General features: G+C 69.3%; 13 protein-coding genes. All 13 read left to right on the top strand.

The features are described from left to right. The first annotated feature begins 46 nt into the window (after nucleotides 1-46). Complete coding sequence (gene spoIVB, locus ACZ45O_RS05630) at nucleotides 47-1438, top strand: SpoIVB peptidase (protein WP_464856389.1); 1392 nt, start codon at nucleotides 47-49, stop codon at nucleotides 1436-1438. Between the two features lie 84 nt (nucleotides 1439-1522). Continuing rightward, complete coding sequence (gene spo0A / locus ACZ45O_RS05625) at nucleotides 1523-2308, top strand: sporulation transcription factor Spo0A (RefSeq protein WP_464856387.1); 786 nt, start codon at nucleotides 1523-1525, stop codon at nucleotides 2306-2308. A gap of 78 nt (nucleotides 2309-2386) precedes the next feature. After that, nucleotides 2387-4450, top strand: coding sequence for a sigma 54-interacting transcriptional regulator (locus tag ACZ45O_RS05620; RefSeq protein ID WP_464856385.1), 2064 nt, complete (start codon nucleotides 2387-2389; stop codon nucleotides 4448-4450). A gap of 267 nt (nucleotides 4451-4717) precedes the next feature. Further along, entirely contained in the window at nucleotides 4718-5791 is a 1074-nt protein-coding gene (locus ACZ45O_RS05615; protein ID WP_464856383.1) for a Glu/Leu/Phe/Val dehydrogenase dimerization domain-containing protein, read from the top strand. Nucleotides 5792-5808: 17 nt separating this feature from the next. After that, nucleotides 5809-6885: a butyrate kinase gene (gene buk / locus ACZ45O_RS05610; protein ID WP_464856381.1), complete on the top strand. Its 1077-nt coding sequence runs from the start codon at nucleotides 5809-5811 to the stop codon at nucleotides 6883-6885. Nucleotides 6886-6947: 62 nt separating this feature from the next. Next, nucleotides 6948-7724: a bifunctional enoyl-CoA hydratase/phosphate acetyltransferase gene (locus ACZ45O_RS05605; RefSeq protein WP_464857670.1), complete on the top strand. Its 777-nt coding sequence runs from the start codon at nucleotides 6948-6950 to the stop codon at nucleotides 7722-7724. A 55-nt stretch (nucleotides 7725-7779) separates the two neighbouring features. Next, nucleotides 7780-8847, top strand: coding sequence for a Glu/Leu/Phe/Val family dehydrogenase (locus ACZ45O_RS05600; RefSeq protein WP_464856379.1), 1068 nt, complete (start codon nucleotides 7780-7782; stop codon nucleotides 8845-8847). 86 nt (nucleotides 8848-8933) lie between these two features. Then, entirely contained in the window at nucleotides 8934-10019 is a 1086-nt protein-coding gene (gene buk / locus ACZ45O_RS05595; RefSeq protein WP_464857668.1) for a butyrate kinase, read from the top strand. Continuing rightward, nucleotides 10016-10534 carry an NUDIX hydrolase gene (locus tag ACZ45O_RS05590; RefSeq protein WP_464856377.1) on the top strand — a complete coding sequence of 173 codons (519 nt, stop codon included), beginning with the start codon at nucleotides 10016-10018 and terminating at the stop codon, nucleotides 10532-10534. The genes buk (ACZ45O_RS05595) and ACZ45O_RS05590 overlap by 4 nt, the downstream gene beginning before the upstream one ends. Beyond that, a complete protein-coding gene (locus tag ACZ45O_RS05585; RefSeq protein WP_464856375.1) occupies nucleotides 10512-11732 on the top strand; it encodes an endonuclease Q family protein in 1221 nt (406 codons plus the stop codon). The genes ACZ45O_RS05590 and ACZ45O_RS05585 overlap by 23 nt, the downstream gene beginning before the upstream one ends. 68 nt (nucleotides 11733-11800) lie before the next feature. Beyond that, nucleotides 11801-12442, top strand: a complete 642-nt coding sequence (spoIIM, locus tag ACZ45O_RS05580) for a stage II sporulation protein M (RefSeq protein ID WP_464856373.1) — start codon at nucleotides 11801-11803, stop codon at nucleotides 12440-12442. Nucleotides 12443-12590: 148 nt separating this feature from the next. Continuing rightward, a complete protein-coding gene (gene ald / locus ACZ45O_RS05575) occupies nucleotides 12591-13709 on the top strand; it encodes an alanine dehydrogenase (protein WP_464856371.1) in 1119 nt (372 codons plus the stop codon). Nucleotides 13710-13963: 254 nt separating this feature from the next. Then, nucleotides 13964-14848 (top strand): site-specific tyrosine recombinase XerD, encoded by an 885-nt coding sequence (gene xerD / locus ACZ45O_RS05570; protein WP_464856369.1) that lies wholly within the window; start codon nucleotides 13964-13966, stop codon nucleotides 14846-14848. The last annotated feature ends 33 nt before the right edge of the window (nucleotides 14849-14881 follow it).

Here is a 14881-nt window from a genome sequence, read left to right as displayed (position 1 = left end):
AAGGGGTCCGCCCTGGGGAAGAGAAGCTTCAGGGAGGGACGCCCCGATGTCAACCCGGGAGAAGTGGCGGAGGGCCACCGGCCTTCTGCTGGTCGTCCTGATCCTTTCCATCTGCGCAACACCTGAGTTCCGCACCTTTGTCGCCCTGCCCGATCACCTGCGCCTTCCCCAGGGCCAGGCCCACGAGCTGTCGCTGGGCCTCCCCTTCAGCACGGCCGTGCCCACTGCGGGCCAGGGGCTCGCGGTGGGCGGCGGCGGCGCACCGCTCCAGCTCGCCGCCGAGCAGCCGGGGCGGTACACGTTGGATGTGAAGCTGTTCGGGCTGATCCCGATCCGGCGGATGACCGTGGACGTGGTTCCCGAGATCCGGGTCGTGCCCGGCGGCCACTCCATCGGCGTGCGCCTGCAGAGCCACGGTGTGCTGGTGGTGGGCTTTGCGGCCATCCAGGATGAGGAGGGGCGCGTGCATCACCCGGGCCGCGCGGCCGGGCTCCAGGTCGGGGACACGATCATCGCCATCGACGGCCGGCCCGTGCGGGGCGAGGAGCATGCGGTCCACCTGTTTCAGGAGGCCGGCCGGCGGGGGCGGCCGGTTACCCTCACCGTCCGCCGGGGTGAAGAGCGGCTGGAGCGCACGGTGCAGCCCGTGCAGGAGAAGGAGTCGGGCCGCTGGCGGGTGGGGCTTTACATCCGCGACGGCGCGTCCGGAGTGGGCACGCTCACCTTCTACCACCCGCCCACCCGCAAGTTCGGCGCCCTGGGGCACGTCATCGCCGAGGGCGAGAACCGGCGCCCCTTCGACTTCGCCCACGGGCAGATCACCGCGGCCGACGTGGTCAAGATTCAGAAAGGAAAGCGGGCTGCGCCGGGCGAGAAGATCACCAGCCACCCCGAGGCCGGCGGCAGGCTGGGAGTCATCGAGAAGAACACGCCGTTTGGCATCTTCGGCCGGCTGAATGCACCGCTGAAGAACCCCCTTTATGAAGAACCGCTGCCGGTGGCCATGGCCAGCCAGGTGAAGGAGGGGCCGGCGCAGATTCTCACGGTCGTCGACGGGCAGAAGATCGAGCGGTTCGATGTCGAGATCGTGCGGCTCATCCGGCAGCCGACCGCTGAGGGCAAGAACATGATCGTTCAGATTACGGATCCGCGGCTCCTGGAGGCGACCGGCGGCATCGTGCAGGGCATGTCGGGCAGTCCCATCATCCAGGACGGCCGGGTGGTCGGGGCCGTAACCCACGTCTTCGTGAACGACCCGACGCGCGGTTACGGCGTGTTGATCGAGTGGATGCTGCAGGAAGCCGGCATCCTCCCAACTGAGCGGGACGATTCGGGCCTCCGGGAGGAGCAATCCTCCCGGAGTCTGCGCGCGTGCGGCGTTCATCCGGGCAGGGGCATGCGCGCCGGTAACGTTTGTGTAACACCGACGTGTGTATAGTTATAAGATATGGGGTCTCTTCTTCTCTCCGCGGTGCCTGTACGCCCCTGGAATTTACGGCTGAGGGTTGGGGGTTGAATCACAATGTCGGCAGCCAAAATTCGGCTCCTGGTCTGCGACGACAACCGCGACTTCTGCACGCTGCTCCGCGAGTACTTTGCGCTTCAGCCCGATATCGAAGTGGTGGGCGTGGTGCACAACGGCCTGGATGCGGTGGCGGCCATACACGAGCAGCAGCCTGACGTGGTGCTGCTGGACATCATCATGCCCTACATGGACGGCATCGGCGTGCTGGAGCAGCTGGCCCGCACGGAACTGAAACGCCGGCCCAAGATCCTGATGCTGTCGGCGTTCGGGCAGGAAGCGATCGCACGGCGGGTGCTGGGGCTCGGCGCGGACTACTACGTGGTCAAGCCGGTGGATCTGGATCTGCTCAGCGCCCGGGTGCGGCAGCTGGCGCCGGGGCACGCGGCCCCTGCGCACGTCGCGCAGACGCTGTCTCCGGTGGGGGCCGTGCAAGGCCGCACGCTGGAGGAGGTGCACGAGCTGCTGCGCGGCCTGGGCATTCCGCCGCACCTGAAGGGCTACCGCTACCTGGGCGATGCCATCCTGATGGTGCTGGAGCAGCCCGAGCTGCTCGGGGCGGTGACCAAGGGGCTCTACCCCGCCGTGGCCGAGAACAACGGGACCACGGCCAGCCGGGTCGAGCGGGCCATCCGCCACGCGATCGGCATGGCCTGGGAGCGGGGCGCCGACCGGCTGCAGGCGCTCTTCCGGCACACCGTGGGCCAGCGGCGGACGAAGCCCAGCAACTCAGAGTTCATCGCCGTGGTGGTGGACCGGCTTCGGGCGGGCTCGGCGGCAAGTTGAGCCCGCGATTCCGAATGCAGGGAACTGCGCCCCTTCAGCCGAAATGGTCTGCATGAGACTGCAGTAGGGGTGTGGCGGATGCTGAACGTGGTGATCATCGGCGCGGGAAAGGGCGGTTCGTCGCTGCTCAACGCGCTGCTGAAGATGTCGCGGCATGTGCGGGTGCTGGGGGTGGCCGACCGGCGGCCTGACGCCCCGGGCCTGGCGCTGGCGGCGGCCAGGGGAATCCCCACCACGTCCGATTACACGGGGCTGGTCTGCCTGCCCGAAGTGGATATCATCGTTGACGCGACGGGGCAGCCAGGGCTCGACGAGGAGATCAGGCGGCTGAAGTGGCCGCGGGCCGTGGTCATCGAGGGGCTGGCCATGAACCTGATCCTCAGCTTCGTCGAGGAGAGCCACCGGCTGCTCCGGGCCCTTGAGGAAAAGGAACTGGAACGGGATGTGATGCTCGACTCCACCCACGACGCCATCGTGGCCGTGAACGCCGAGGGCGTCGTCACCCTGCTCAACCGCTCCGCGGAGCAGCTGCTGGGCGTGAGCCGCGAGCAGGTGCTGGGCAAGCCGGCGGAGGAGGTCATTCCCAATACCCGGCTGCACGTGGTGCTCGCGACGGGCCAGGCGGAGCTGAACCAGCAGCAGGAGGTGGGCAAGACCACCATCGTCACCAACCGGGTCCCCGTGCGCAACAAGGACGGGCGTGTGGTGGGGGCGGTGGCCGTCTTCCGGGACATCACCGAGGTCAAGGCACTGGCGGAGGAGATCTCGGGCCTCAGGGAGATGAAGGTGCTCCTGGAGGCGATCTTCCACTCCACGCAGGACGCCATCTCGGTGGTGGATGAAAACGGCTTCGGGTGGATGGTCAACCCGGCGTACACGGCCCTTACGGGTCTGAAACCGGAGGAGGTCATCGGCAAGCCGGCGACGGTGGACATCGACCCCACGCAGGAGTCCATGCACCTGCAGGTGCTGCGCACCCGGCAGCCGGTGCGGAACGTGCCCCTGCGGGTCGGCCCCCGCAAGCGGGAGGTCGTGGTGAACGTGGCGCCGATCCTGGTGGACGGCAAGCTGAAGGGCTCGGTGGGCGTGGTGCGGGACGTCTCGGAGATCGCCCGGCTCTCCGCCGAGCTGGAGCAGCACCGCAAGCTCCTGCGCCGGCTGACCTCCTCGTACACGTTCAACGAGATCATCGCCGACAGCCCGGTGATGCGCCAGGCGGTGGAGCAGGCCCGCCGGGCCGCCGAGACCCCGGCGACCGTGCTGCTCCGGGGCGAGAGCGGCACGGGCAAGGAGCTGTTCGCGCACGCGATTCACAACGCCTCCAGCCGCCGGCGGGGGCAGTTCATCCGCGTGAACTGCGCCGCCATCGCCGAGTCGCTGCTGGAGTCGGAGCTGTTCGGCTACGCCGAGGGAGCCTTCACCGGGGCCCGCAAGGGCGGCAAGCGCGGCCTGTTCGAGGAGGCACACGGCGGCACGCTCTTCCTGGACGAGGTGGGCGAGCTGCCCCCGGGTCTGCAGGCGAAGCTGCTGCGGGTGCTGCAGGAGAAGGAGATCGTGCGCGTGGGCGAGGCGAAGCCGGTGAAGGTGGATGTGCGGGTGATCGCCGCCACCAACGCGCCGCTGGAGGAGATGATCGCCCGGGGCACGTTCCGGGAGGACCTCTACTACCGGCTGAACGTCATTCCCATCATGATCCCCCCGCTGCGCCACCGGCAGGAGGACATCCCGCGGCTGGTCGCGCACCTGATCGAGAAGCTGAACGAGGAGTACGGCCGCAACGTGCGGGACATCGCGCCCGACGCCCTGCAGGTCCTGCGGGAATACCACTGGCCGGGCAACGTGCGGGAGCTGGAGAACGTCATCGGCCGGGCGATGATCGCGATGACGGTGACGGATACCACCATCGAGCGGCGCTTCCTGCCGCCTCTGGGCATCGCACCGGCCACGGAAAGCGCCCCGGCCACGGGCGCCGAGCCCAGGCCCAGGGTGCGCCCGCTGTTCGAGGTGGTGGCGGAGGCGGAGAAGGCAGCTTTGCTGCAGGCCCTGGAGGAGACGAAGGGCAACAAGACGGAGGCCGCGCGCCGGCTGGAGATCGCCCCGCGTACGCTGTATTACAAACTGGAAAGATATGGCTTGCTGTGAGACCGGGCGAGGCCGTGCGGCCCGCCCGGCCCTGCGTTGCAGCGCAGGGTATTTGCAACAATTTGCAGGCAGCGTCCTGCAGAAGGTTGCAGGATCCTGCGTAAGGAGAGGTGGAAGGAAATATCGCTGCGCCCGGTTGTCCGCCGCCCCGGGCGTGTTTGGAGGCGCCCCGGCGGCCTTGCGCAAGTGGCATGAAACTTGCGATGGTTGAGGACAACGACGGGCAGCGGCGTCGTCCGGCCGCTGCCAGCGAGGGGGGCAGCCTTCGTGGGTCTCTTCGAGCGCATGGCGCGCGACGGACACGAACAGGTGGTGTTCTGTTACGACAGGGCCACGGGGCTGAGGGCGATCATCGCGATTCACGACACCACCCTCGGTCCGGCCCTGGGCGGGTGCCGCATGTGGCCTTACGCCACCGAGGAGGAAGCCGTGGAGGATGCGCTCCGCCTGGCGCGCGGCATGACCTACAAGTCCGCCGCCTCCGGGCAGAACCACGGCGGGGGCAAGGTCGTCATCTGGGGCGACCCGGCCACCGAGAAATCGGAGCACCTGTTTCGGGCGCTGGGGCGGTTCATTGGGACGCTGAAGGGCCGCATCATCACGGGAACGGATGTGGGGACCGACAAGACCGATTTCGTCTGGGCGAAGCTGGAGTCGCCCTGGTTCGTCGGCCTTCCCGAGGAGGAGGGCGGCTCCGGCGACACGGCCGTGCTCACGGCCTACGGGGTCTGGCAGGGGATGCGGGCCGTCGCCCGATTCCTGTGGGGCGACAGCAGCCTGCGGGACCGGCGGGTGGCCCTGCAGGGGCTGGGCAAGGTGGGGACCCGGCTCCTGACGCACCTGCTGGAGGGCGGCGCGCAGGTCACCGTGACCGATATCCGCCGGGAGCGGGTGGAGGCGGTGTGCGCCGCTCACCCCCAGGTGACCGGGGTGGAGCCGGAGGCCATCTACGATCAGCCCTGCGACATCTTCTCGCCCACGGCCATGGGCGGCGTGCTCAACGACGAGACGATCCCCCGGCTCCGCTGCAGGGCGGTGGCCGGCTCCGCCAACAACCAGCTGGCCGAGCCCCGGCACGGCGATCTCCTGCATCGGAAGGGCATTCTGTACGCCCCTGATTACGTCATCAACGCCGGCGGGCTGATCGGCGTGGCCGACGAGATCCTGGGCTTCGACCCGGAGCGGGCCCGCCGCAAGACCGCCGCGATCTACGACCAGCTTCTGCAGATCTTTGCCATCAGCCAGCGTGAGCAGATTCCGACGTACATCGCCGCCGACCGGCTGGCGGAGCAGCGCATCGCGCGCGCCGGCCGGCTGCGGGGCATCTACATCCCGGAGTGAGGGGCAGGTGAACCAGGGTGCCGGGTGAGGTCTTCCGCATTCTCGTGATCAACCCCAGGGCTTCAGCCACAAGCGTTGCAGTGTTCGACGCCGAGGAAGAGCGGCTCGCGGCGGACCTGCCGCACAGCCTGGCCGAACTGGCCCGGTTCGAGCGGGTGTGGGACCAGTACCTGTACCGCAAGGACCAGATCACGTCCCACCTTGAGGAGGCCGGGATCCCGCTTCGCAGCCTGCACGCCGTCGTCGGCCGGGGAGGGCTCCTGAAGCCGGTGCCCGGCGGGGTGTACGCCGTGAACGGCGCCATGCTGGACGATCTGCGCGCGGGCGTGCAGGGGGAGCACGCGGCCAACCTTGGGGGCATACTGGCCTACGGCATCGCCCATGTGCTCTCCATTCCCGCGTATGTGGTCGACCCGGTCTCCACCGACGAGATGCGCCCCGAGGCGCGCATCACGGGGGTGCCGGCCATCCGGCGCACCAGCCTGGCCCACGCCCTCAACATGCGCTGGGTGGCCCGGCAGGCGGCCGCGGCGCTGGGCAAGGCATACGATGAAAGCAATCTGGTCATGGCGCACCTCGGCGCCGGCATCTCCGTGGCCGCCCACCGGGAGGGGCTGATGGTGGATGCCACCAACGCCCTGGAGGACGGGCCCTTCGGCCCAGAGCGGGCCGGGCGCCTGCCGGCAGGCGACCTGGTGCGGCTTTGCTTTTCGGGCCGCTACACGGAGCGGGAGCTGATCAGGAAGCTCACCTCCGGCGGCGGCCTGGTGGCCCACCTGGGAACCCGCGACTGGCGTGAGGTGGAGGCGCGCATCGCCGGCGGGGACGCGGACGCCCGCCTGGTCTACGAGGCCATGGCCTACCAGGTGGCCAAGGAGATCGGCGCGATGGCGGTGGCCCTGCGCGCGCGGGCGGACGCCATTGTGCTCACCGGCGACCTGGCGCACTCGGAACTGCTCACGGGCTGGATTGAGGAGCGCGTTGAGTGGATTGCGCCCGTGCTCCGCTTCCCGGGGAGCGAGGAGAACCGGGCCCTGGCGGCCGGCGCCCTGCGGGTCCTCCGGGGTGAGGAGGAGGCCAGGATATACGCATGATCACGACGCTGGACCAGTTGATTTCCGCCGCACGGCGCGCCGTCGGAAGCCATCCGCCGACGATGGCCGTGGCGCAGGCTGACGACCCGCACGTGGAGGAGGCCGTCGCCGAGGCCGAGCGACTCGGGCTCGTCCGAGGCTACCGCATTGTGCGCGACGACCCGGCCGAGGCGGCCCGGGAAGCGGTGGGCGCGGTCCGTTCCGGCAAGGCGCAGCTCTTGATGAAAGGCCTGCTGCAGACGGCGGATCTGCTGCGGGCGGTGATGGCCCGCGAGACCGGGCTACGGACCGGCCGTGCGCTCTCGCACGCGTGCGTCGTGCAGGTGCCCGCGCTGCCGCGGCTGCTGCACATCAGCGACATCGCCCTCAACATCGCGCCGGACCTTTCCCGCAAGGCCGACATCCTGCGAAACCAGGTGGCCGTGGCCAGGGCTCTGGGGGTGGAGCGGCCGAAGGTGGCCGTCATCGCCGCGGTCGAGAAGGTCAACCCCGACATGCCGGCCACGGTCGACGCCCGGGCCCTGCAGGAGATGGCGGAGCGGGGCGAGCTGGGGGACTGCGTGGTGCAGGGTCCCCTGGCCCTGGACCTCGCGCTGTCTGCGGAGGCCGGCGCCGTGAAGGGCGTCTCAGGGCCGGTGGTGGGCGCGGCCGATGTGCTCATCATGCCCGACCTGGAGACGGGCAACGTCCTGTACAAGGCGCTGGTCCACCTGGCCGGGGCATCTGCTGCCGGAATCGTGGTCGGCGCGCGGTGCCCCATCGTCCTTCTGTCCCGTTCCGACCCGCCCGCGTCCAAGCTCAACTCGATTGCACTGGCGGTTCTCGCCGCCTCTGCATAGCGGTTCACCCCCGCAGTTCCCACGAGCATGGGTCAAGCACAAAGGAGGTCATCGCATGGGCATCTTTGAGCAGATGGCGCAGTACGGGCACGAGCAGCTGGTCTTCTGCTACGACAAGTCAACCGGGCTCCGCGCGATCATCGCCATCCACGACACCACGCTGGGGCCGGCGTTGGGCGGGCTCCGCATGTGGCAGTACGAGCGGGAGGAGGATGCCGTGACGGACGTGCTCCGGCTGTCGCGGGGCATGACCTACAAGAACTCTGCCATGGGTCTCAATCTCGGCGGGGGCAAGGCCGTGCTGTGGGGTGATCCGCGCACCGACAAGAGCGAGGAACTCTTCCGTGCGTTCGGCAAGTTCGTCGAATCGCTGGGGGGCCGGTACATCACGGCGGAGGACGTCGGCACGACGGTCGAGGACCTGAACTACATCCTGATGGAGACCGACCACGCCGCCGGTCGGGCGGAGCTGTCGGGGGACCCCTCCCCGGTCACCGCGTACGGGGTCTTCATGGGCCTGAAGGCGGCTGTGAAGAAGGTGTTTGGGACAGAGGAGTTGAAGGGCAGGAAGGTCGCCGTTCAGGGGCTGGGGAAGGTGGGCATGGCGCTGTGCGAGTACCTGCACGACGCCGGCGCCAGGCTCACCGTCGCCGACATCAACCCGGAGGCGGTGGAGCGGGCGAAGAGGGAGTTCGGCGCGACCGTTGTCGCCCCCGACGAGATCTACGGCGTCGAGTGCGACATCTTCGCCCCCTGCGCCCTGGGGGCGGTGCTGAACGACGACACGATTCCGCAGCTCAAGTGCCGGATCGTGGCCGGATCGGCCAACAACCAGCTGAAGGAGCCGCGCCACGGCGACATGCTCCGGGAGCGGGGCATCCTGTACGCGCCGGACTTTGTCATCAACGGCGGCGGGGTCATCAACGTGGCGGAGGAGTACCATCCGGCCGGCTACAGCCGCGACCGGGCCCTGGCGCGGGTGGCCACCATCTACGACAAGCTCCTGCGCATCTTCCAGATCGCGGAGGAGCGGAACATCAGCACCGCCGAGGCGGCGGACGTGCTGGCTGAGGAGCGCATGCAGAAGATCCACCAGCTGAACCGGATGTACCTGGCCGAATAAGCCCGGGCGGACCGGGGAGGGGGCTCCGCTCCCTCTCCGGCGCCCACACGGCGACCGGGCTCACGCGAAAGGACTGAGGAATGGACTTGCACCATCGCCTGCTGATCATCAACCCGGGCTCTACTTCCACCAAGATCGCCGTGTTCCACGACGATGCGCCCCTGTTCGCCGAGACGCTGCGCCACGGCTCGGCCCATTTGGCGCGCTTCCGGACCGTGGCCGCGCAGTTCTCCTTCCGGAAAGACTTGATCCTGCAGGCGCTGGAGGGTCACGGTGTGCCGCTCGGTTCCCTCACCGCCGTGGTCGGGCGAGGGGGCCTCCTGCGGCCGGTCGCCGGCGGCACCTACCGGGTGGATGCGGCCATGCTGGAGGAACTCTCGCAGGCGGTGCACGGCGAGCACGCCTCCAACCTGGGGGCGCTCCTGGCCCACGACATCGCGCAGGCGGCAGGGGGCGTGCCGGCCTTCATCGTCGACCCCGTGGTGGTGGACGAGCTGCAGCCCGTCGCGCGGCTGACCGGATTGCCGGAGATGCCCCGGCGGTCGATTTTCCACGCCCTCAACCAGAAGGCGGTGGCCCGGCGGGCGGCGGACGACCTGGGCCGCCGGTACACCGAGGTGAACCTGATCGTCGCGCACCTGGGCGGCGGCATCTCGGTGGGCGCGCACCGGCGCGGGCGGGTGATCGACGTGAACAACGCCCTCGACGGCGAGGGGCCGATGTCGCCCGAGCGGGCGGGCACGGTCCCCAGCCTGGGGCTGGTTTCCCTGGCATTTTCCTGGAAGCATACGCTGCGCGAGGTCGGGCGCATGCTGGTGGGTCAGGGGGGCCTGGTCGCCCACGTGGGCTCGAACGACGCCCGGAAGGTGGAGGAGCGGATCGCCGCCGGCGACCAGGCGGCCCGGGCCGCCTACGAGGCGATGGCCTACCAGGTGGCCAAGGAAGTCGGCCGGGCGGCGGTGGCCCTGGAGGGCAAGGTGGACCGCATCGTGCTCACGGGCGGGCTGGCCCACTCCAGCCTGCTCACGGGCTGGATCGCGGAGCAGGTGGGGTGGATCGCCCCGGTGGCGGTCTACCCCGGCGAGGATGAGATGGCCGCGCTGGCTTCCGGGGCCCTGCGGGTGCTGCGGGGCGAGGAGCCGGCCGGCGAGTACAGGGAGGCAGGCGAGTGAGGCTGATCAGGCAGGAAGAGATCTACAGGGGCAGGGTCTTCACCGTTCGGCGCGACGTGGTGGAGGTGGAGGGGAAAGCGCGCACCTGGGATGTGGTGGCCCACCCGGGCGCCGTGGTGGTGCTGCCGGTGGACGGCGATGATCTGCTGCTGGTCCGGCAGTACCGGCACCCCGCGGGCGAGACGCTGCTGGAACTGGTGGCGGGCACGTGCGAGCCCGGCGAGGATCCGGCGGTGACGGCGCAGCGGGAGCTGCAGGAGGAGGCGGGCTTCAGGGCGGGGCGGCTGACCAAGCTGGCGGAGTTCTACAGCGCCCCAGGCTTTTGCTCCGAGAAGCTCCACCTCTTCGTGGCGGAGGAGCTTACGCCCGGCCGGCTGCCCATGGATGAGGACGAACAGATCGAACTGGTGCGGATGAGCCTGGACGAGGCGGTCGGCATGGCCCTGGCCGGTCAGCTGCGGGACGCGAAGACGCTGGCGGGGGTGCTGCTCTATGCCCGGCACCGGGGCCGCTGACGCCCTGCGGGTCATCTACGCCGACCTGCACGTGCACCTGGGCTGGGCGGGCGACCCCGGCGGCGGGGTCAAGATCGCCGCCGCCCGCGACCTGACCCTCGCCAACATCCTCGCGGAGGCCCGCGACCGCAAGGGGCTGGGCCTGGTGGGGGTGATCGACGCTGCCACCAGCGGGGCCCTGCAGGACCTGGAGCGGCTGCTGGAAGACGGGCTCGTGGAGGAGCGGCCCGGCGGCGGCCTGGCCTACGGCGGGCTGACGCTCATCCCCGGCGCAGAGGTGGAGGTGGTGCACCAGGGGAAACCGGTCCACCTGCTCTGCTACTTCAGGGGGGTGGACGGGCTCCGCGCCTTTGCCGCCTGGCAGGCGGGGCGGGTGAAGAACACGCGCCTCTCCACCCAGCGGCACCACGGCACCACCGCCGCGGACGTGGTGGAGGCCGCTGCGGAGCGAGGCGGTGTGGTGATTCCAGCCCACATCTTCACGCCGCACAAGGCGGCACTGGCTGCGGCGCCGGCGGTGTCCGAGGTGATCCCGCCCGAGCTGTGGGCCGCCGTTCCCGCGGTGGAGCTGGGCCTCTCGTCCGACACGGCGCTGGCGGACGAGCTGCCGGAGCTCGGCCGGTTCCCCTTCGTCACCAACTCCGACGCGCACTCGCTGGGCCGGATCGGCCGGGAGTACAACCAGCTCCTGCTGGCAGAGCCCTCCTTCGACGAGTGGCTGCTGGCCATGCGAGGGGAGGGCGGGCGGCGCATCGTGGCCAACTTCGGCCTGGACCCGCGCCTCGGGAAGTACCACCGCACCTTCTGCCAGACCTGTGGCCGCAGGGTGGAGGGCGATCCCCCGGTGCTGCGGTGCCCGGTGGATCCCTCGCACCGGGTGGTGCTGGGGGTGCTGGACCGCATCCGCCACTACGCCGCCTGGCAGGAGGGCCGCTTCGCCCGGGTGGGCCGGGAGCGGCCGCCTTACGTGCACCAGGTGCCGCTGAGCTTCGTTCCCGGCCTGGGCCGGAAGGGGCTGGAGCGGCTGCTGGCCGCCTTCGGCACCGAGATGGCGGTGCTGCATGCGGCCTCCGAGGAGGCCCTGGCGGAGGTGGTGGGGCCGAAGCTGGCCCGGCTGGTGGCGCTGGCCCGGGAGGGCCGGCTGGCCATCGAGTCCGGCGCCGGCGGCATCTACGGCCGGGTGACCGCGGCGGAGTGACGGCACGACATAATCGCCGGACCTGTCCCATAGACTCCGGGTGAGTCTACGGGCAGGGGTGTGGCGGAATGCATCTGTACGCGGCGTGGCGTCAGAACCTGGAGGACCTTCTGCTGGATCGGGGCGGCCTGGCGCTGCTCCACACGGTGCTGTTCGTCGTCGGGCTGCTCTTCGGGGCCCTGGCCCTGCGCAGTCTGGAAGTGGAGACCCAGCTGGAGCTGGCCCGGCAGCTCTCCGGCGCCCTGCAGGCGCTCAGGGAGGGGCCGGATCCGGCGACCGGACCGCTGTTGCGCGATGCCCTGCTCCGGCAGGCCCGCACGATCGTGCTGATGTGGGTGCTGGCGATCTCGCTGGTGGGCAGCGTGGCGGTGGTGGCCCTGCCCCTGGTGCGGGGGTTCACCTCGGGCTTTGCGGTGGCGTACCTCACCGCGGAGATGGGCTCCCGCGGAGTGCTGCTGGCGGCCGTGGGGCACCTTCCCCAGACGGTGCTGGAGGTTCCGGGGATCATCCTGGCGGCCACGGCGTCGGTGGGGTTTGCGCTGGAGGTGGTCACCTCCTGGCGGGTGCGGCGCCGGCTGTCGGGCTACTACAGCGCTCTGGCCGGCTACTCCAACACCCTCCTTTCGGCGGGCGTCCTGCTGGCGGCGGCGGCCCTGGTGGAGGGGTTCGTGACCCCGCACCTGGTGCGCCTCGTCGCCGACCTGCCGTGATGCGCCACTCTTCCCAATTGGCGCCCATGTCGGTCTTGTCCTTATGGCCAACACATGGGATAATGCGTAGAGAACCTGACTGGATGGGTTCGTAGCTGAAATCAGTCACTACTGGCGCTGCGCGCCGGACGCGGAAGGAGCGAGAGCAGTGAGGGTTGGCGTAGTGCGTGAGTTGAAAGCCTACGAGAACCGGGTCGCCATGACCCCCGCCGGTGTCATGGCGATGGTGAAGGCCGGCCATGAGGTGTTCGTGGAGCACGATGCCGGCAGAGGCTCCGGCTTCGACGATTCTGAGTATGCAGCGGCGGGCGCGCAGATTCTGGCGAGCAACGAGGAGGTCTGGGCCGCCGCCGATATGATCGTGAAGGTGAAGGAGCCGCTGCCCCCCGAGTACGAGCTGATGCGCGAGGGACAGATCATCTTCACCTACCTGCATCTGGCCGCCGAACCTGAGCTGACCAGGCAGCTCATCGACCGCAAGACCATCGCCATCGCCTACGAGACGGTGCAGCTGGCCGACCGGTCGCTGCCGCTGCTCACGCCCATGTCCGAGGTTGCGGGGCGGATGGCCGTACAGATCGGCGCGCACTACCTGGAGAAGGCCCAGGGCGGGCGCGGCGTGCTCCTGGGCGGCGTGCCCGGCGTCGCCCCCGGCAATGTGACCATCATCGGCGGCGGCGTGGTCGGCACCAACGCGGCGAAGATCGCCTCCGGCCTGGGCGCCCATGTGACCATCCTGGACATCAGCGCCGAGCGGCTCCGCTACCTGGACGACATCTTCGGCGCCCGGGTGCAGACCCGCATGTCCAACGAGTTCGAGATTGCGAACGCGGTGGAGAAGGCCGACCTGGTCATCGGCTGCGTCCTGATTCCCGGCGCCAAGGCGCCGAAGCTGGTCACGAAGGAGATGGTGCGGCGGATGGCCCCGGGCGCCGTCATCGTGGACGTGGCGGTCGATCAGGGCGGCTCCATCGAGACCATCGACCGGGTGACGACGCACCAGGATCCGGTCTACGAGCGCTACGGCGTGGTGCACTACGCGGTTCCCAACATCCCCGGCGCGGTGCCCCGGACCTCCACCTACGCGCTCACCAACGCCACCCTGCCCTACCTGCTGAAGGTCGCCAACCTGGGCTGGGAGGAGGCCATGCGGCGCGATCCGGCCCTGGCCAAGGGGGCCAACGTCGTCAAGGGGCAGGTCACCCATCCGGGCGTGGCCGAGGCCCACGGGCTGGAGTATGTGGACCTGAACACCCTGCTCCGCTAGTGCGCTGCCAGAGGAGCCCCGCATCAGAGCGATGCGGGGCCTTTGCCATGGGAAGGGAGAGGCGGGGGCATAACTGGGAGCCGGTCGTCATAAAGTGACGGTGCGGGAGGCGTGTCGGGAAGGAGCTGACAGAAGGCCTGCAGGAGGGGATGGGCCGAATTCCGTGGAATTGACAAAATCGGTCAGGTCTGACGCATAATCCGCCCCGATATGCGAGAGAATGATTACCACTAATGGCGCGAAGGGGATGCAACATGAACAACTTGATCCATGAGTTCATCAACTACCTGAGCGTGGAGCGGGGCCTCGCGACCAACACGCTCGAATCGTACGGCCGCGACCTGCGCCAGTACTACCAGTATCTCGGGGAGGATCAAGTCGACCTCGACGCCGTCTCTCGCTCGACCATCATCAATTACCTGATGTTCCTGCAGAAGCAGGGGAAGGCCACCGCCACCATCGCCCGGCGGCTGGCGGCGCTGAAGGCCTTCTACCAGTTTCTCGTCAGGGAGAAACGCATCAAGACCGACCCCACCGCCAACCTGGAATCGCCGAAGCTGGAGAAGCGGCTGCCGCGGGTGCTGACGGTGAGCGAGGTGGAGCGGCTGCTGGCGCAGCCCGATCCCTCCCTGCCCGCGGGGCTCAGGGACCGGGCGATGCTGGAGCTGCTCTACGCCACCGGCATCCGGGTGTCTGAGCTGGTCTCGCTGAACGTGGAGGACGTCAACCTGGAGACGGGTTACATACGCTGCACGGGCAAGGGGTCGAAGGAGCGCATCGTGCCGCTGGGCTCCCTGGCGATCAAGTGGGTACATGAGTATCTGCAGGGCGGCCGGCCGAAGCTGGTGAAGGACCGCGAGGAGACGGCGCTCTTCGTCAACCACCACGGGAACCGGCTGACGCGCCAGGGCTTCTGGAAGATCGTGAAGAAGTACGCCGAGGACGCCCGCATCGACAAGGAGATCACCCCGCACACCCTGCGCCACTCCTTTGCCACCCACCTGCTGGAGAACGGTGCGGACCTGCGGTCGGTGCAGGAGATGCTGGGCCACGCCGATATTTCCACGACCCAGATCTACACCCACGTCACCAAGGGCAGGCTGAAAGAGGTCTACGCACGGACTCATCCCCGGGCATAGGCGGCGACGGGCAGACGCGCTGAGCGGGCCTCC

This window comes from Symbiobacterium turbinis, assembly GCF_055383075.1.
Note: the sequence above shows the minus strand (reverse complement) of the source record. Positions and strands in the feature narration are given on the sequence as shown.